This window comes from Chryseobacterium sp. KLBC 52, assembly GCF_003347605.1.
GTDB lineage: Bacteria > Bacteroidota > Bacteroidia > Flavobacteriales > Weeksellaceae > Chryseobacterium.
This window is the reverse complement of the sequence record NZ_QDFZ01000022.1, coordinates 1-19,887: the sequence shown is the minus strand read 5'-3', so window position 1 is coordinate 19,887 and position 19,887 is coordinate 1. Positions and strand designations below refer to the sequence as shown.

17 protein-coding genes are annotated in these 19,887 nt (G+C 36.9%); 13 read left to right on the top strand and 4 right to left on the bottom strand.

Annotated features, from left to right (window positions below):
• Nucleotides 1-19: 19 nt before the first annotated feature.
• Nucleotides 20-1,603 carry a Na+/H+ antiporter gene (locus DDF69_RS19700; RefSeq protein WP_114822271.1) on the bottom strand — a complete coding sequence of 528 codons (1,584 nt, stop codon included), beginning with the start codon at nt 1,601-1,603 and terminating at the stop codon, nt 20-22.
• Nucleotides 1,604-1,838: 235 nt separating this feature from the next.
• Between DDF69_RS19700 and DDF69_RS19695 the strand changes: the two genes are divergently transcribed.
• From DDF69_RS19695 to DDF69_RS19640, 12 genes are all read left to right on the top strand, one after another.
• On the top strand, nt 1,839-2,339 hold the full coding sequence (locus tag DDF69_RS19695) for a M15 family metallopeptidase (RefSeq protein ID WP_114822270.1): 501 nt from the start codon (nt 1,839-1,841) through the stop codon (nt 2,337-2,339).
• 191 nt (nt 2,340-2,530) lie between these two features.
• A complete protein-coding gene (locus DDF69_RS19690; RefSeq protein ID WP_114822269.1) occupies nt 2,531-3,568 on the top strand; it encodes a patatin-like phospholipase family protein in 1,038 nt (345 codons plus the stop codon).
• Nucleotides 3,569-3,805: 237 nt separating this feature from the next.
• On the top strand, nt 3,806-3,976 hold the full coding sequence (locus DDF69_RS19685) for a hypothetical protein (protein WP_162800971.1): 171 nt from the start codon (nt 3,806-3,808) through the stop codon (nt 3,974-3,976).
• Between the two features lie 227 nt (nt 3,977-4,203).
• Entirely contained in the window at nt 4,204-4,845 is a 642-nt protein-coding gene (locus tag DDF69_RS19680; protein WP_114822267.1) for a leucine-rich repeat domain-containing protein, read from the top strand.
• Between the two features lie 8 nt (nt 4,846-4,853).
• On the top strand, nt 4,854-5,612 hold the full coding sequence (locus DDF69_RS19675) for a leucine-rich repeat domain-containing protein (RefSeq protein WP_114822266.1): 759 nt from the start codon (nt 4,854-4,856) through the stop codon (nt 5,610-5,612).
• Nucleotides 5,613-5,624: 12 nt separating this feature from the next.
• Entirely contained in the window at nt 5,625-7,808 is a 2,184-nt protein-coding gene (locus DDF69_RS22225; protein ID WP_185144375.1) for a hypothetical protein, read from the top strand.
• 7 nt (nt 7,809-7,815) lie between these two features.
• Nucleotides 7,816-11,628: a hypothetical protein gene (locus DDF69_RS22340; RefSeq protein ID WP_114822265.1), complete on the top strand. Its 3,813-nt coding sequence runs from the start codon at nt 7,816-7,818 to the stop codon at nt 11,626-11,628.
• 62 nt (nt 11,629-11,690) lie between these two features.
• A complete protein-coding gene (locus tag DDF69_RS19660; protein ID WP_114822264.1) occupies nt 11,691-14,423 on the top strand; it encodes a hypothetical protein in 2,733 nt (910 codons plus the stop codon).
• A gap of 8 nt (nt 14,424-14,431) precedes the next feature.
• A complete protein-coding gene (locus tag DDF69_RS19655; protein WP_114822263.1) occupies nt 14,432-14,986 on the top strand; it encodes a hypothetical protein in 555 nt (184 codons plus the stop codon).
• A gap of 111 nt (nt 14,987-15,097) precedes the next feature.
• Nucleotides 15,098-16,018: a helix-turn-helix transcriptional regulator gene (locus DDF69_RS19650; RefSeq protein WP_114822262.1), complete on the top strand. Its 921-nt coding sequence runs from the start codon at nt 15,098-15,100 to the stop codon at nt 16,016-16,018.
• 53 nt (nt 16,019-16,071) lie between these two features.
• Nucleotides 16,072-16,689, top strand: coding sequence for a hypothetical protein (locus DDF69_RS19645; RefSeq protein WP_228412052.1), 618 nt, complete (start codon nt 16,072-16,074; stop codon nt 16,687-16,689).
• The gene (locus tag DDF69_RS19640) at nt 16,689-17,120 is read left to right on the top strand and encodes a nucleoside deaminase (protein WP_114822261.1); all 432 of its coding nucleotides are present in this window, start codon (nt 16,689-16,691) and stop codon (nt 17,118-17,120) included. The genes DDF69_RS19645 and DDF69_RS19640 overlap by 1 nt, the downstream gene beginning before the upstream one ends.
• 109 nt (nt 17,121-17,229) lie before the next feature.
• Here the strand turns inward: DDF69_RS19640 and DDF69_RS19635 are convergent, their stop codons facing one another.
• Nucleotides 17,230-17,760, bottom strand: coding sequence for a GNAT family N-acetyltransferase (locus DDF69_RS19635; RefSeq protein ID WP_114822260.1), 531 nt, complete (start codon nt 17,758-17,760; stop codon nt 17,230-17,232).
• Between the two features lie 68 nt (nt 17,761-17,828).
• Entirely contained in the window at nt 17,829-18,587 is a 759-nt protein-coding gene (locus tag DDF69_RS19630; RefSeq protein ID WP_114822315.1) for a type III pantothenate kinase, read from the bottom strand.
• A 191-nt stretch (nt 18,588-18,778) separates the two neighbouring features.
• Between DDF69_RS19630 and DDF69_RS19625 the strand changes: the two genes are divergently transcribed.
• Nucleotides 18,779-19,381, top strand: a complete 603-nt coding sequence (locus tag DDF69_RS19625) for a hypothetical protein (RefSeq protein WP_162800970.1) — start codon at nt 18,779-18,781, stop codon at nt 19,379-19,381.
• A gap of 41 nt (nt 19,382-19,422) precedes the next feature.
• Here DDF69_RS19625 and DDF69_RS19620 read toward each other — a convergent pair.
• On the bottom strand, nt 19,423-19,887 hold a 465-nt coding region (locus tag DDF69_RS19620), incomplete at its 5' end, for an IS3 family transposase (RefSeq protein WP_114820850.1).

The following is a 19,887-nucleotide window of genomic DNA, read 5'->3' as shown; positions in this document are numbered from 1 at the left end:
ACATAAATTATGATATAGATTAAATCATCCTTAACCGTTCTTCCTCAAGGTCGAGCTGATAGAGCTGATGGCGGATAATTTCTTCATTAACGGAAATATCTTTATTCAATTCTGAAAGAAACTGTCTCTGGCTTTCCAGCATTTCAAAAAAGATATCTTTGGTCTTTTCATTCATCCATTCAGTATTATTGTTCTGGATTTTTTCCTCCCATTGTTTCAGCATTCTTTCTAATCCTGCATGGCTGTTCAGTTCAGTTTCATGTTTGGTTTTAAGAAAATGATAAACATGCTGTTTCAGTTGATGTTTTATTTCTTCTCTGGCCTTTTTATCTTTCTCTTCATCTGTAAAATCATCAAATACATGCCCATATTTGATGAAGTAGGGCAAGGTAAGTCCCTGTACAAGCAATGTAAGAAGAATTACGACGAAAGTAATGAAGAGGATAAGATTTCTATTGGGAAAAGGAAGCCCGTTTTCAAGGGTAATCGGAATTGCCAATGCGGCAGCTAATGAGACAACACCTCTCATCCCCGTCCATCCAAGCATCAAAGGCATCAACAGGCGTCTTCTTGCAGAAGAAGCACGGGGAGCAACACTTGGCCGGAAGATCAATGTAGCCAGCATCGCAGCATAAGAACTTATGATTCTGGCGGCAATCAGAATACCGGTTACTAATACTCCATATTGAATGGCTGTTCCTAAAGGAATACCTTCCCATCTCAGTCCGCCTACAATTTCAGGAAGTTCAAGCCCTATAATTAAGAAAACAATACCATTCAGGATAAATACGAAGCTCTGCCATACACTATAGCCCATAATACGGCTGGTACTATTGAGAAATATCAAGCGTTTACCTGACATATACAGACCTCCGCAAACAACGGCTAAAACTCCTGATGCATGAAATTGTTCTGCTATCCAATACATCAGATAAGGTTCAATAATCGTTAATGCAATATCCGAAGAAGCTTCTGTAGGAAGCCGTTTGTGAGCCTGTACAAAAAACCATGCGAGTACTAGCCCGATTCCTGATCCTCCAATCATCATCCATAAAAAATCAAGCGAAGCTTCCTGCCATACAAATTGTCCGGTTCCTACAGCAATCAAAGCAAAACGGAATATAATTAATGAAGAAGCATCATTCAATAAACTTTCTCCCTCCAGAATAGCAGAGGTAGTGGAGGGTATTTTTACAAATTTCATGATCGCTCCTGTACTCACTGCATCAGGTGGAGAAACGATACCACCCAGCAAAAACCCGAGGGCCAGTGTAAATCCGGGAATAAAGTAATTGGCCGTTACTGCCACTGCCAGCGCTGTAAAAAAGACAACTAAAAAGGCAAAGCTTCCGATAATACGCCACCATCGTTTCATTTCTTTAAAGGAAATTGACCATGCGGCCTCAAATAAAAGGGGAGGTAAAAAAATAAAAAAGATAAGATCCGGATTGATCTTTACAACCGGAAGACCCGGTACAAAACTAACAAGCAGCCCGAATACAACGAGTAAAATAGGATAAGCAATTTTTAACTTTGCAGCCCACATGTTGAGCAGTACAATGGCTGCAATCATGGCCAGTAAGAAAGGTAAGATGGTATGCATTTACTATTGTGTTTTATCCATCATATTTACTACTTCTATTTGATTTTTAAAAATTTAAAAGCAATTTTTATTATTTTTCATGTATAGATTAATTTAAATATCCCAAAACAAGCTTAGGCATTATGTTTTTAACCTCGGATTGAATGTTATAGAATTTTAAACAAAATTTAAATAAAAACACGTCAAGTTTCGTCGCATCTGCGCTATACTTTTGTCCTATAACAAAATAAGAAATATGGACAAAGTAACCTTAGAAAGAATTCAGAAACTTCACCCGTTGGTAAGAGATGAAGTGAAGGAAATTATACAGGAATGTGATGAAGCTCTTACCGGAAAAGCCAAGATACGAATCACTCAGGGATTAAGGTCTTTTGAAGAGCAGGAAAAGCTTTATGCCATTGGAAGAATTACTTCAGGAAAAAAAGTAACCAATGCCAAGGCGGGACAAAGTATTCACAATTATGGATTTGCTGTAGATATCTGTCTGATGATTGACGGAAAAACAGCAAGTTGGGATACTGCAAAAGATTGGGATAATGATCAAGTAGCAGACTGGTACGAATGTGTAAAAATCTTTGCCCGCTACGGCTGGGACTGGGGTGGAAACTGGAAAACATTTAAAGATCTTCCCCACTTCGAAAAAAAGATGATTCCCTCTAAAAAAGGCCCTGTAAAAACCAGTTGGAGAACGCTTTTGAAGATGCCAAAAGACCAGCAGAATTACGTTATTTTTTAGTGTCATTTATTTGAAATTAAATATAATACGACACGTTCTGTCGCTTCCCCAGACTACCTTTGCTTTGTAAGAAAACAACAAAAAAAGCAATGAAATCTCAGTATGGAATCTCAATATTTTCTAACCAATTAATGGGGTTCTGTAGATTTAAGATTGCATGTGTCCTTTTAACAAACCATTAAAAATATCACATGAAAAAGACAACCATTCTTTCTTTGGACGGAGGTGGAATAAGGGGAATCGTTACCTGCATTATTCTGCGTTACATAGAAGAACAGCTCCAGTATTATGATAAGCCTGCCGCCAAGCTCGGAGATTATTTTGATCTGGTAGCGGGCAGCAGCACCGGAGGTCTGATTGCTTCTATTATTCTCTCTCCTGATGAAACCCGAAAAGCAAAGTATTCCATTCAAAAAGGGTTGGAATTATATGCTGAAAAGGGCGGCGACATTTTCCAGGTTTCCTTTTGGGAAAAACTGGTTAATCCATTCGGATTATTGAATGAAAGAATTTCCCAGGAAGCTCTTGAAAAAAACTTAAATGATTTCTTTGGAAATTTAGAATTAAAAGAATTAATAAAACCTTGTTTAATAACCAGTTATGATATAGAAAACAGAAGAGCAAAGCTTTTCAATTCATGGAAAGCCGGCCTCAGCACAGACAATTTCTATGTAAGAGATATCTGCAGAGCGACTTCAGCGGCTCCTACGTATTTCAGTCCTGTTCAGATTAAATCCATGTATGGCCAGATTTTCAGCTTAATTGATGGAGGAATGTTTGCTAATAATCCTGCGCTTTGTGCTTATGCAGAAGCAAGAAAGATTCCTTTTGCGGAAGTTTTAAAAAATCATCAGAAAGCCAATCATCCAAGTGTAAACGATATGATAATGGTTTCTATCGGGACAGGAATTGAAGCAAGACCTTATTCTTTTAAAAGACTGCAAAAAGCAGGAAAAATTGGCTGGGTTAATCCAATCGTCGATATTTTAATGTCTGCCAACGCAGAAACAGTGGATTATCAGTTGGAACAGATGTTTCAGACTCTGGGACTTAGAAATCAAAAAAATTATTACCGTTTGAACCCTTCCCTGAAAAATGCGTCTCCCGCTATGGATAATGTAAGAAGATCCAATATCGAGAATCTGATACAAGCGGGATTGAGCTATATTGATGACAACAGAGAAACTTTGAACCAAATTGTTCAGAAGCTCATCAAAAATAAAATATAAGCTTTTTACCTTATAAATACCTTATATAAGCTACTAAGATTATATTTAAAAATTAAAAAATCTTTTTTAAACACGTCAAGTTTTGTCGTTCCGCTCCATTACCTTTGGAGTATCAAAAAAGACACAGAACAACAATCCTAAAAAACTTTTAAAAAGCCATTGAATTCAACATTTCCCTATGCTGAACAGCCTGAAATATGTTCAAAAAATTATAACCAACACCTTATTACACAAAACATGGAAACACCAGATCACAATACAGATATACTCTTCGATGAAGACCTCTATACGATAGAATGGAGCGATATCGAAAATGCTGAGATGGATTATGAAAACTATCTCAATGACATTGAAAACTTTTTCAGAGAAGATTTTGAAAAAGGAATACCTGAAGAAGATATTTTTTAATTAAAAATTAATACACGACAAGTTCTGGCGCTGTTCAACATTACTTTTGAAATCTCTATAATACCCGTACAGCAATCTCATTAAATAATCTCAACACCTTTGAATTCACCATTCACAAAATGCTGAACAGCCAGAACTATGTCTTAAAAATAAAGTACAAAAGTGAACCTGTTCTTTACAAGGACAGATCACAGCAATCAATTTATTAACCAATCACACAATGTTTTATGAAAACAAAAGAAGAACTCAAGCTCTATTTTGAAAATGGAGATATCCCAAAACAGGAAGATTTTTGGGAATGGCAAAACTCTTATTGGCATAAAGATGAGAAAATCGATATGGCAAAAATCGCAGGTCTGGAAAATGGATTACCTCGTTTTAATGACTTTTATGCGGAGATCGATGAAACCGGAAATGCTTCTCTGGCTCATTTACAAGTCAAAAGAGTATTTATTAAAGCAGGAACATTATCCATTCCTGATAGGTTTCTCCTTAATACAGGAATATCAGAAATATCAATTCCTGACAGCGTTACTACCATTGGAAAAGATGCCTTCGGCAATAACCTTATTAAATCAGTACATCTTCCCGCTCAGGTTAAAACCATCTATGATAATGCATTTTCTAACAATCAGATCACAACATTATCCTTATCTGAAGGGCTTATAGAAATTAAAAATTCAGCTTTTAGCTATAACAAAATCAGCTCTTTGTCTATTCCCTCTTCGGTTGCCATGATTGGTTCCAAAGCATTTAGCAACAATCCTGATTTACGGTATGTAAGGCTGGAGCACTCAACCCTATATTACGCTGATGCTTTTGATGCCCAAACAACAGTTGTGGGTGGAAGTTTAATCATTGACATGTAAATAACATTATGAAAACAAAACAAGAATTAAAACTCTATTTCGAAAACGGAGATATCCCAAAACAGGAAGATTTTTGGGAATGGCAGGACGCTTACTGGCATAAGGATGAGAAAATTGACATGCGCAAGATTGCAGGTCTGGAGAATGGTACATTCAACATACTCTATGCTGAAATAGATGCTGATAAAAATGCTTCATTAGCTTTCTTTTCAAAGAGAAAAATTGTGATAAAAGAAGGAACACTCACTATTCCCCAAAATTTCACCGCAGGTCTGCAGGTAACTGATGTAGAAATCCCGGACTCTGTAACAAGTATCCAGGAAAGAGCATTTAGTAACGGAGGCTTAACGACCATTACAATTCCTCCAAAGGTAACCGAAATTCCCAATTGGGCTTTTTATAATAACAGATTGGTGTCTTTAGTTATTCCGGACAGCATTATCAACATTGGAATACAGGCATTCACAGCCAATCAGCTGACACAGCTCCGCCTTCCTAAAGGAATAACAGTTATCTCACAAGGTGCCTTCTCTGTCAATAAACTCACATCTGTTGAGATTCCCAATGGAGTAACGGAAATTCAATCTGATGCCTTTGTCAGTAATCAGCTCACCTCAGTGATTATTCCCGATAGTGTTCTCAAGATTGAAAACAATGCTTTCAGAGATAACCAGCTTACAAAAGTAACATTAGGACCTGATACAACCTATACCCCTTATTCTTTTGACAGTACTGTGGAAATCGTGGGAGGAAAACAGATCAATTAAAACTTTAGAAAAATGAAAACAAAACAAGAATTAAAAAAATATTTCGAAAACGGAGATATTCCGGTACAGGAAGAATTCTGGGAGTGGCATGATTCATACTGGCACAAAGACGAAAAGATTCCTGCAGATCAATTAGATTATGATCTGTCTAAAAAAGCAGAGGCAAATGCATCCAATATAAACCCGCAGAATGCTCAGCTTTGGAAAGAGAAAATTGAAACTCAAACATCTATTCAGGCTCCCCAGTTAAATGGAAATGTCTTAACGGTATTTTATACAGGAGAGAATGGTGTTCAGCAAAGTAAATCTGTAGATTTAAGCAGTTTGGTAACCCGTGATATCAGCATTGAAAACGCAGTATATGATGCCTCTCAAAATATGATTACCATTACCCAGAATGACGGATCGGCTTTTCACATCAACCTCTCGGAATTCAGCATTATTCCTACGACCAATGCTGATGGAAGTGTAACATTATCACAGGAAGGACAGGAAAAAGTTACAGTAAAAAAAGTAGCTGTAACTGGCAGTTACAATGACCTTTCCGATAAGCCAACTTTTAGCGGGAATGATAACTTACAGAATGTCATCGACAGAGGTAACGGAACAACCAAGCCTATCATTTTCCAGCCAAGCCAGGGCAGAGCAGCTGAAATAAACTTCAGTCCTACCACTTATTCATTTTGGTTTGGAAATTTGAATGCGGATCATACCGGAGCTTACGGGTTAGGAATTGGTTATAATACATTATCAAAATTAACTACAGGTTCAAATAACGTAGCACTAGGTTCTTATTCTTTAACTGAAGCCACCACAGGAAGATGGAATACTGCAACGGGCGTTTCAAGCGGAACTAAACTTACAACCGGGAATTTCAATGCTTTTTTCGGAACACAGGCAGGAACTGAGACAACAACAGGAAACGGAAATACGTACATCGGCGATGAGGCAGGAAACAAAAATATTGCCGGAACCAATAATACCGCACTTGGCCTGGGAGCCGCTTATTCCTTAACTAATGGAACCCAGAATACTTTTTTAGGTGCTTTTGCCGGAAATATTCATGGTAAAGCAACAGGTTCAGGAGCATGGGGTTACAATACTTTCATTGGATATAATGCCGCATCTACTACTCATGCTATGGGAGTTTGGGGTGACAACAATGTTGTAATCGGCTGTAATGCCCCGTTAGGAGGTTCAACCTTCAACAAACTGGTGATTGAATCCAATCCGGTAGCAAGACGCCATGATTTTGTAACACCTTTAATTGGTGGAGACTTTGCCGCAAGAACCCTTGATTTTGATGCTGTTGTCTCTGCAAGAAGAACGCCTTTAGCTGACAACACTTATACAAAAGTTGCAGTTCTGAATGCCGGTAATGTATTTGGATATAAAAACCTTTCCGACTTCCAGAACTACATTCCCCTCACAGGCACAGAAGTAAACAATCCTGTTTCCGGTCATATCCAATTTGAAAATGCCGAAGCACCGGAAATAGAATCCCTTCTTTATAAACTCAATACTCAGGATGGAATTAAAAACCAGATTGGTTTCTTTCCAAGTGGAGTTTTGATTACATCAGGCAGTGTAGATAATTCTATACAATCGAATTTGGATGTCAGTAAAGATTACGGTGTACTGGCAACAGCTTATGGTGCAAAACTTAGCTTAAGCAATGCAGGAGCCTCTTTAACAAGCTTTACCGATCATTCTGATGGAAAAGGAATTATGGTAAGTAATTATCCTGATGAACCTGTTATGATAGAGCACCAGGTATCAAATGCCAGAGGATTAAGTTCTAAAACTTATTTCGGAGATAATGCACAGGAAAATGATTATATCCAGAAACAATATGCAGATAAACAGCATTCCTATAGCACTAAAGAAGAGCTGACAGGAGGAAAATGGATCAACGGAAAGCCTGTTTATAAAAAAACACTATATCTGGATCAGATTCCGAGAACAGGTGAAATTGATCTGAAGGCCGAATTCCCGGATCTTGAAACCATTATCTCCAACGAAATGTTTACAGAATGGTATGATCTTAAAACCGCATTTGCCGGGAATCAATGGAGAACAAAAGTTTACATCACGATCGAAAGAGAAAGAGCTATTATAGAACTTTTAGGTACACCTGATTATGATTATTCTGTGATCAACTCGTTTACTTTAACCCTTGAATACACCAAAAAATAAGTACAAAATGCCAACAAACAATACATCAACAGCAAAATCCGCATTCACCGTCGGAAAATCCTTAATAGGAGAAGGAATTATTAACTATAAAGAAACAAACTCTATGAATACAACCAATAACGCATCACAATCACTTTTCAGATTTGTAAGTCTTAGAAACCCGCAATTAACAGAAATTAAAGATAAAAACTTAGGATTTATCCACAGACCAAAAGGAGTAACCGGTGTTTTTGATACTGCTGTAGCAGGAAGACCTGCCAAAACCTTAAAATTTGCAGCCATGAAAAGAGCTGCCGGCGAATTTAACAATGCTGGGTTCGAAAGCGAAAAGAAAATCGAGGAAGGAGCATTTAAAGATCTTCTTGTGATTGGAAGAAAGCTTTCTAAAAAAGAAACATTAGAAAGTACCGACTGGGCTTTCGTTACAGATTATTACAAAAGCCTTATTAACACCAACAGACAGCTGAACGCAGAAGGAATTGCAATATTTTCACAGCTTTGGAATAATTATATTCATCAGATTGTTACCCAGGGCGATTTCTATATCAAGGAGGCAATCAGCCACGTTCTAATGGCTATTCAGCTTGGTTTTGCAAGCAATCAGGATCTTACGGATCAGGAGATCATCAAAATTAATGGAGAAAAACCATTGGAAAAAGCATTGGATGGGAAAATTATATTGCCTTCCGTCCTGTTTTCAGAAGATATTGAAAACGTTTCTTCAGTGGCTTCAAGAAGTGCTGAAGGTTCTGAACCAGTTTTGGGTGCAAGAACGATTCAAAGACTAGAATCTGAAGCAAGAGCATCTTTTGTATCCAGCAAAGCGATCCACAGAAAAGAATCTTTGAACAAACTGAATTCTGAACTGGAAAAACTTCAGAAAAAATTCCATAAATCCAGACATCAGGCATACCAGGATGAGTATTCCAAATATATGGCAGAAAACAAAGAGCGTTTAGAACTGTATGACAGAAAGCTGGCTGAAATAGACAGTAAAATTACTCCGGACATGTCTGAGGAAGAAAAAGAACGTCTTTACAGCACTTTGAAAGAGTATGAAGTGGCTCCGTTTGTATTTACGTACAAAAATGAAATTAATTTAGAAGATTTACAGGCAAAGCTTTCTCCGGAATCTTTCGACCTTTTTGTAGAACTCTTCGGCGAATCTACAACCAGCCTAACTTCTGTGGCGGAAGATACAGACAGTCTTCAGATCCTTTCACATGACACCTTAAGAATAGGAGCCCAGACCATTATTCTTGATGATGAGATAGAAAGCTACACTGATGCTTTACTTGTTGTAAGAAACAATATTTCTTCTTCTATGGAGACCGCTCTTCAAAACAGCCCTCTCCCGGAACAGCAGTATGCCAATATTGGTGGAGCTTCAGTGCCTCTTATCCAAAATACAGCCAGAACACCAATGGCATACAGCTTATATGCGCACAGTGCTTACAGGGTCTCTGGTAGCAGAGGATTTGTTAATTTTTCTTTTGAAGTTGAAGATGTGTCATGGAGCGTTGCCAATGCTAAAATTACAGCCACAACAGATGCAGCCGGAACCTTCGAGGAAAACTACAGCAATATTCCTGTGGTAGATAATAAGATTACTTTACCTGCGGCCTTGGTAGACCGATTCAGAACCAGCTTTAGTTTCAAAATAGAAATCATTTTTGATAACGGAAGCCAGGCGTATGGGGAAATTGCCACACAATACCTGAAAGAAGACTTAAACCTTACCGGAATGCTGACTTTGAAGCGTGCTGCAGTGGAAAACCCGGGTACACCTGAACCAGGCACCACCCAAAAACGTAAAAATTTCGGGATCAAAAGATTGGGAGTAGCAGATTATATGAAAGTAGTGCAAAGTGTTCATGCTTACGTTCCTGGAGAAGTTTCCAATATTGAGAACGTTATGGCCAGCGAATTGAGACACAAATCTTCCGTTTCCAGAGAATATTCTGAAGTAACAGACACAACTTCCAAATCTCAGGAAACAGAGAAGATGTCAGACACTTCCAAAACTTCAAGAACAGATATGCAAACTGAAGTTGCCAAAGAAATTGAGAAGCAGCAAAGTATTTCTGCATACACCAGATTCAGCTATGGAAATGACAGTGCTATGAAGTTTGAAATTGGGGCAGACTATGCCAATAATACTGCACAGCACGATAGTACAAGACAAGCCGTAATGAAATCTCAGGAAATTACAGAAAGAGCAATGGAAAGAGTTCTTACTAAAATTTCAGAAGAAAGAGTACAGAAAATCATCAAGGAATATACAGAAACCAATGTTCATGAATATGACAACAGAGGAAAAGTAACCAACACTGATAACGCTGAAGCAGCACAACCTAAGCACATTACCGGAGTTTACAGATGGATCGACAAGAAAATGAAAAACCAGATCTACAACTATGGTAAACGTACGATGTTTGAATTTATGGTTCCTGAACCTTCAAGATTACACCGTCTGGCTCTTACTGTTGCCAAAGCTCAGGTACTTAAGGCTCCTGTAGATCCAAGAAAGGCACCAGAACCATGGTTAATGGCAGATCCAAAATCTGCAACGATTGTACAGATCCAGCATTGGGCTCAGGAATACGGAGTAACTTTAGAGGCATTCCCGGAAGCAACCAAACAAGTAATTCATACTGCTTCCAGCGTTCCTCAGACAAATGATGATTTTGGAATTGATCATACACAATTTACCATCCCAGACAATTATGCTGGTAAAAATGCAAGTTTCGCCTGCAGATCAACAAGAAACAGAGGTGGTGGATGGTCAGGGTCACGTTATTCTGAAGTGATGTTCTCTAACTTAAAAGGAGATATGATTGGCCGTTCTGAACGTGGTGGAGACCTTAATTTTGACGATGGATCATCTGGTTTCAATATTACAGGTAATATAACTTTCCAGGTGAAAGGACACAACGTAAGAAGTTATACCATCAAAGTAGTGGTAAACTGTGAACTGAGCGATGCCTTTATCAACAAGTGGAAAACAGACAGTTTCAACGATATTATTAAAGCCTACGAAGCTGCTTATGCCAAATTCCAGGAAGATCAGGCAAGATTAGACGCAGAGCAAAAAGAAAAAGAAGCTCAGCTTAAAGAAAGACAGGATACTTTCTACCGATATATGGAACATGATGTCTTAAAGCACAACTGTATCGCTTATTTATTACAGGATTACCTTTATACATTAGGCCAGGAAACAACCAACGGTGCCGATGAGAAAACAACCATGGATAATTTCCAGGTATACCTGAATGAAAATCTGGACAGATATACAGCCCTTGCCAAGTTTATGGAACAGGCATTTGAATGGGAAATTATGGATTATACCTTCTACCCATATTATTGGGCCAACCGTAAGAGCTGGCAGGAATTCTACATCAGCGAAAGTATGGATCCATTGTTCAGAAGTTTCTTGCAGGCAGGTATGGCAAGAATTATCGTTACCGTAAAACCAGGTTTCGAAGCAGCCGTTCAGTTCTTCCTTGAAACAGGAATCATCTGGAATGGCGGTTCTGTTCCGGTAATCGGAGATCCAATGTACATGAGTATCGTGGACGAAATGAGACAGCCAACCGGAGAACCTCAGGGTAAATACTGGATTACCAGAATCCCTACTACCCTAACGATTCTTCAGGATAAATCCACAGGACTTCCAGTAAATCAGCCATTACCGATTTTCCCGGAAAATGATCCTAAGAATTGTGAAAATCCATCAGAACTGGAGTTTGAAACAAGCTTCAGATTGGATGAAGATGCACAATTACAGCATGGAGATAAGGAAACAAGCACCTTAGATTAAACTATTCAATGAAATGGTGGCATAAAGCCGCCATTTCTTTTTAAACACTTAACACTTATAAAATGAAATCAATAAAAGCATTAGGAACTCATGACATAGCTTCATTAAAGATGCCTAAAATCACCAAAATAAGTGGCTTGGGACTTTCGCCTGAAAATAAATATGGTCATTTAAATGGAAGTGGCCTTACCTATTACCACAAATTTTTAGCTTATGGAGATATAAATAAATTGGTGGAAGAATATAATGATCCCAAATTTCTAAAAGATCATAACGATACTGATCTATTAATATTTTACTTACTTGGAAGCAAAAATGAATTATATATTACCATTACCGGGAGATCAAAAGATTACAATAAATTATTAAGCTCTCAACAACAATTTAAATATGAAGGATTTAAGGATCATATAACATTTAAAGAATATGTTATCAATAATATCATTAATGACAGACAACAAGGATTTTCTTTTTCTCACGATGAAATTTCAACAGCTATTGATGATGCGATATCAGATTATCAATTTATTATAAGCGAACAAAATACTAAGCAGGAATCCAGATTCGCCATTCCAAGCCAGGTTTTAAAAAACAAAGTAAATTTAAAAGAGCAAGGTACTATAAAGGCTTTACAGGAAGTAAACAGAACCATTGCCAAAATGAGAGCGGAAGAAAAACATGCCTATAATGAGTGGATCATTTCTAAAGCAGATCCCTACAATTATTTTGGAATTCACTTGAACAATAATAAAGATATTTCTCTAAAAGACCTGAAACAGCTCATTGCCCAACTGAAAGATTATAAAAAGAATATGGGGGAGCTTAAAGACGGAAGAATCACCAATATTGAAGATATGAATTCCTTTGTAGAGCAAAATCTTACTGCTGGGGGAAGTATGTTCAAATGGTTCATTGATACTCCTTTCTTCAGTTTGGATATGGAAACCAGGAAAAAATACATCGAAATGTATTGTGGAGAAGAATCAGCTTTCCCAAGATTCAGTATTTCAGGAGGAATCTCTAATGGAGATATTGTTGCCGCATTATTTAAAACCTGTTCTAATAAGCAGGAGCTTTTTGATATTATAATCTGTTTAGAGCAAGATGGAAAACTCTTTCATTTGCTTAATAACTTAAAATTTCAGGCATTTTCCCAAGTATGTACTATTATCACAGGGGTCTATATGACTTACATTAAAAAGGGAGAGATGTACAAAAAGTATGCAGATTCCCTTGAATTTGGCAGACAGATTTTATTTGATAACAGAACTTTCGGGAATCGTAATATTGAAGAATTTGATACAAAACACAACAAATTAAAATTCACAACAGATCTCAATCTTTTTATAAAAGTTGGAAAAATGAGTCTTGCTGCTCCTTTTCTATCAAATATGACAAGAGAAGATTTGCAAAAACCTATTTCCTGTAATCCTCTTGATATTATAAGCATCACTCCTGTAGAAGATATTGAAAAATATAAACTGAAAAAAGGTGAAATCTATTTACTTCCTGCTTGTTTTGTGTATCTCCTATATAATGAAGAAACATGGGAAACCAATATACTTGCCGCAGAAGTTACGATACAGCTAGCATTCTGTCTTCTGGGTGTAGGAGAAATTATGGCAGCAATAGAAGCAGGAAGCACTATTGGTGTGGCTTATTCTGCAGCGGGTGTAGTAATAGACGCTGGCTTTGGAGCTACATTGTTTAAAGAATTTAAAAAAGACCATCCTGTAATTACAAAATACATCCATTATGCAATGTGGGCACGTTTAGCAACCGATTTCATTAATGTAAAAGGATTATCACAAGAACTCAGAGCTTCCATGAATGCAAAGAAAATTAATTTTGAGCCCTATGAAGCAACAATAGATGGAGTAAGAGTTGTAAAAGGAACAAAAAAAACATATCAACCGCTTTCTATTGGATTGCTTAGTGTTATTCCACCTGCTATTCCAGCACTTTATGTAGCACAAGGAGGACGGAAGCTGTTATTTTATTTACAAGGAATAAAGGAATCAATAACAGATGTTACCATTTTCTTTAAAGGAGCTGAAATTTTTTCAGGTAGTAAATCTGCTGCGAAAGAATTTATGGATGCCGCGGTAGTAGTTTATAAAAATGAAGGGCAAGCAGCCATGGAAAATTTCTTCTTTGCAAAACAAGCTTCCGAAAGAACAAGAATTTTACATTCCCAGTTACCACCAGGAGATATACATGTAGGGAATTTAATTAAAAAGAAAAATGGAGAAGGATATTTCTATGAACTTCACGAATTAAATCCTACATTACATTACAAGAAAAATTGGACCGTATATGATAAAATAAAAGAAGATCAATTCTTATGTGATGTATATATAGTAAAAGATAATGGTAAAAACTTATATTCAGGTGACTTCTTTATTCCTCCAGCTCTAAATGCAACTTTAAGGGCTAATAAAGCAGACCTTTCTGACATTAGCCTGGGGAAAACGATGTATGATGACGGTTTTGTTTCACTACAGATGGACCTTGGAAAGGAGTTTGACGGAATCTATGGTCTTTACCAAAAGAATTCTGCTTATGCTGCATATGGAGGAGAATCTGTAAATTTAACCCGATTTAAAAAAGCCATGCAAGGAAAACCTATTACAAAAGATAATATTATAGAGGCCGTAAAACAAATTACACCTTATAAATGGGCAAAAGAAAAAGGCTTTGATAAGATTGAATTGAAAACTCCTATGAATGAATTTAATGATCTTTTAGGGGATATTAATAAATTAGAAGAACTAAAAGTAATATATCACAAATAACCATTATTATGAAAGAAGAAAAAATAGATAAAATCATAATTTCTTTGAAAGATGTAAAAAAAAATGGATTGTATAATCCAGATGGAACCTATGTAGGCTTTGATATACGCACGGAGGACTATAAAGAAAATCCTGAATGGAATGAATTTGATTTCAAAAAAGAAGTTTTTGAAGAACTTTTAGGAGAAGACTTTGGGAAGAAAGACTTTTACTATGAACCCAACACATGGGAATTTGTTGTTGATGCACTCGAAAATAAAATTAGAGATGTGCTGAAAACAATGAAGAAAGTACCGGAAGAGCATACCAAAAATCCTATGGAATATCTGAAAACTTATAAAAACGAGCACTTTGACCCGATGACAAATCGTTCTGTTTTTTATGAGGATGTTAAAGAATTTCTTGGTGAATTATATCATTATAATATTCGGGAAAATGTCAGAGATAAAAATTTATATTATTTCCAGCTTTTTTATAATCATCTAAAAAGTAGTTTCGAGGAAGGTTACCCTTTATATATTACAGTAGCTCCTATTGAAGACCAAGAAAACATATCTCTTTAAAAAAGATATATTAAAATAAAACACGACACGTTTTGTCGCATGAACCGCATATATTTGTCTTATAAAACTTTACCATGAAACGCAGCGCTGCTGCACCCTAAAAATAGAGAAATGAAGAAAGATTTTTATCTGACAAGATATGCCTTAATAATTAAAAGATTAGAAAGTTCTCCGGCTACCTATTCACAGCTGGAGGACTATCTTTTAAACTCTTTTGAATTCCAGGATGCAGGAATCAAGAGCTACTCTATCCGTACCCTGCAGAGGGATATCCGGGAGATTTCCGATCTTTTCAACCTTTCTATCCACAACAAAAAAAAGGGCGACAACCGGTATTATATTGAAAGCCGCCCCATTATGGAAGTGGATGAATACAACCAAAAGTTACTCGAATCTTTTCAGGTGAGTAACGCGATGAATACCCACCCTGATTTTTCAGATTTTATCTTTTTTGAAAGTAGAAAACCTACCGGTGTAGAACATTTTTATGATCTGTTCTTCGCCATCAGAAATAAAAGAGTGGTAAGTTTTGAGCACTACAATTACAAGAACAAACTGATGACCTCCAGAAAAGTGCACCCTTTGGCTTTAAAAGAATCTAAAGACCGATGGTATCTTATTGCTATTGATACCAAAGACAAAGTTTTAAAATCATTCGGGCTGGACAGAATTAATTATCTGGATGTAGCCAAAAATCAGTTCAGGGAAAAGTACAAATACAACTTCAGAGAGCATTTCAAAAATGCATTTGGGGTAATGAACCTGGCAGAACAGAAACCACAGAACATTGTATTAAAATGCAGCCGCCATCAGGGAGAATACATCAGAAGTTTTCCTCTTCATCAGTCGCAGAAAGAAACCAAAGAGACTCCCGAAGAGATCTATTTTGAGTTCTTTCTCCACCCTACTTATGATTTCATGCAGGAAATTCTTTCTTTTGGAAAAGAAGTTACTGTTCTGGAACCGAAAGGTTTAGTTGATGACATCCGCAATCATTTGCAGGAATCTTTAAACCGTTATCTTGAAAACTGATCATAGAGAAAGTATTTCATATTTTTTGTTATATTTACATAAATATACCCTTATTGAAAACTTTATTCATTGGCATCTGTTGCTTTATCTCTTCCTTTTTTCTTGCTCAGCAGAAAGAAGAGTTCAGACTTGTAAAGAGCTACTATAACCAACACAGAAATATGTTGAATAAGGAGTTCAAAAAGAAATTTGATGCCGAACCCAATACGGTAAAAAAAGCTGCAATAAAAGGGGACTTCCTTTTTTTTATGAAAAAAATGGATAGCATTGAAAACAATGCCCTGATCGGGGCTTTATTAAAAGTCAGAAATCTGGAAGACCTTCAAACCATCAAAAGTCCTCGCTTTACCTCATCTGAAAAGTTTGCAGATGCTGAAAAGATTGCAGATTATCCCGGAGGTATCAATTCTTTGAGACAGGAAGTAGCCAATCTGCTCTATGTTGATGGCGTCTATTCTCAGGAAAAATTGATAAAGACGGATGTGGATTTTATTGTTGAGAAAGATGGAACAGTCAGTAATGTTCATGCGCAGGGAGATAATTTCACCTTCAACAGACAGGCAGAAATAGCTTTATATTCTCTCGCAGAAAAGTTTTCCCCGGCAATGCTGAAAGGTGACCCTACTACTTACCGCTTTACACTTCCCTTAACTTTAACGATAACGGATTAATGTTTACCGACGAATATTATATGAAAATGGCGCTGCAGGAAGCAGAAGCCGCTTTAGAAAAAGATGAGGTTCCTATCGGATGTGTGGTAGTCTCCAACAACAGAATTATTGCAAGAGCCCACAACCTCACCGAAACATTAAATGATGTGACCGCCCATGCTGAAATGCAGGCCATCACCTCAGCAGCCAACTTCCTGGGAGGAAAATATCTGAAAGACTGCACGCTTTATGTAACCATGGAACCCTGTGTGATGTGCTCAGGTGCACTTTCCTGGTCTCAGATCTCGAAAGTAGTGATTGGAGCGCGGGATGAACAAAGAGGTTTTATCAATAAACATCTTTCTCTCCATCCGAAAACAGAAGTGATTACAGGAATTATGGAAACCGAATGTTCTTCTATCGTTAAAGAATTTTTTAAAAGTAAAAGATAACCCGGAGTCATTCGAAAAAATCAAATGTATTTGGGTTGAAATAATAACATATAAAAAGCCAGAGGATAAATTTCTCTGGCTTTTGTTTTTATAAATGTTACAATTCTTTCTAGTCCGTTTTCAAAATACAATATCTCACCAGATCAAAATATTCTCCGTCCTTTTTCACTTCCTTTATCAGAACAGCCTCTTTCTCCATTCCTATTTTCTCCATAATTCTCCCCGAAGCGGGATTGTGAAGGAAATGAGTAGCAAAAATTTTGTTAAACTTCACTTCATTAAAACCAAAATCTACTATTGCTTTTGCAGCTTCCGTAACGTAGCCTTTATTCCAGTAAGGAATTCCTATCCAGTAGCCAAGTTCGGCTTTATCATCATCCCTGTCATGAAGCCCGATAGCTCCTATGATCTGATTTTCTTTATTCCGGACCGCAAACGTATATCCGGTATGGTTATCAAAAGCTTCTTTTGACATTTTCACCCAGGATCGGGCGTCATTTTCCATGTAGGGATAAGGAATATTGGAGGTCAGATCAGAAAAAATCCTATGCTGAAGAAGTTCAACAATAAAAGGGATATCCTTTTCTTGCAGTGGTGAAAGAATCAGTCTTTCGGTTTGTAGTACGGGAAATTTTTCCATTATGTTAATAGTAAGATTGAGAAACTAAAGTATCAGCTGGATTCAACCTCAACCATAATTATTTAAATTTATAAATCTTTCCCCAGAAAATAAAGACCTTTCAGGGTGTGAAGCCTGTCCATCACATGGATCTTATCCGTCAGAGGTTTGTAGACATGGGAAACACCTCCTGTTGCTACTACAAAACAATCATCATTTACTTCCTCATTGATGCGGGTTACAAAACCTTCTACCATGCCAAGAAAGCCATATACCATCCCACTCTGCATACAGGTTACCGTATCCAGTCCCAAAACAGATTTAGGCTTCTTCAGTTCGATATCCGGAAGTTGTGCAGTCTGGTTGATCAGTGAATTCAGAGACGTTACAATTCCCGGAGCGATAATTACCCCTAAAGTTTCTCCTGTTTCAGCCACACAGCTTGCGGTAAGGGCTGTTCCGAAGTCTATGACAATTTTCTTTCTGTTCGGGTACAGATTGTGTGCAGCTACCAGATTTGCATATATATCAGTTCCCATCTGCTTGGATTTTGCCTGCACTCCGGAAGGGGTATTCCGGTCCACAATGACAGGATTTTTTCCATGAATTTTTTTGATCCCTGAGCTCATTACTTTGGTAAGCTGAGGTACTACCGATCCGATAATTACCTTATCAATCTCTTTGGGATCAATTTTATAGGTCTGATATAGCATCAGCATCTGTACATAAAGTTCATCTGCCGTTCTGTAAGGCTTTGTATTGATTACCCACGAAATATCACAATTATCACCATTGAAAAGACCAAATCTGATATTGCTGTTTCCTACATTTATTACAATTGAATTCATTGACATATTTTTCAGAAGAAATTCATGATATATAATTGAAATTTCCGCTTAATTTTGAGGCAATAAATTTAATAATTTTAAGAAAAAGAACCTGTCATTATCAAACTAAATTACAATGACTCACTTATTTTTTCTTTCCTGAGAACAAATCTGTATATTTAATTTCACAATACAATTATTCAAAACATATCATGAAAAAACTGATCATCGGTACTTTACTATGCCTCAGCGTCTCCATTTTTGCACAATCCGGGAATTCAATGGCAAGCATTTTACAAAAAATAAAGAGTCAGTCAAAAATTGACACTAAGGATAGAATGGTGTATGATCTGATGGATGAGTTTTATCAAAAAAATCTTCAGGCAGATAGTGATGAAATGACTCCCGAGTTTACACAAAAATTTCAAAAAGCAGTTTCTGATCCGGATACCAAAAATATACATCTGCTTTATCTTTTTCTGATGTATCAGCAGCATATCAGCCAGGCAGTAGCAGAAGGAAAAAGTCCCAATCCTGTGTTTCAGATAGAAACTATGCATCTTCTGGAAAGTGAAACAAAAGAAGTATATGGAAAACTCCCGGCAATCATTCACATTTTTAAAGCAGAGGCCTTAGATAGCGGCTCAAAAAAAGAGGAAGCACAAATTACGATTGCAAACGGCTTAAAAGAATATCCGGATTCTATTCCTTTAAAAGTTTACAGTTATTTAAATACCAAAGATGAAACCTTAAGGCAGGATCTTATCAAAAATCATCCGTATCACTGGATGGTGCAGCAATTTGGAATAAAATAAAAAACCCACAGACTAGACTGCACCCAAAAGTTTAGACAAAATTAAACAATATTATTATATGAAAGAGTTCGGTACTGTACCGGACTCTTTCCTTTTAGATTAAGTCTTATCCTGTCGTTATTGTAATACTTGATATACTTCTTTATTTCTTTTTTGAGCTCATCAATGGTTTTAAATTTCTTAGTATAGAACATTTCAGATTTTAAAGTTCCAAAGAAGTTTTCTATTACTGCATTATCCAGACAGTTTCCTTTGCGGGACATACTTTGGATAATGCCTTTTTCTTTTAACAGGTGCTGATAGGCTTTCATCTGATATTGCCAGCCTTGATCAGAGTGGATAATGAGGTTTTCAGTATTTTTAATTTTTCTGAATCCTTTTTTGAGCATATTCACAACCTGCGCAAAGGCAGGCCTTTCTGAGAGATCGTAACTGATAATCTCGCCATTGTAAAGGTCAATTATCGGCGAAAGATACAATTTACTGCCCGAAACGTTAAATTCTGT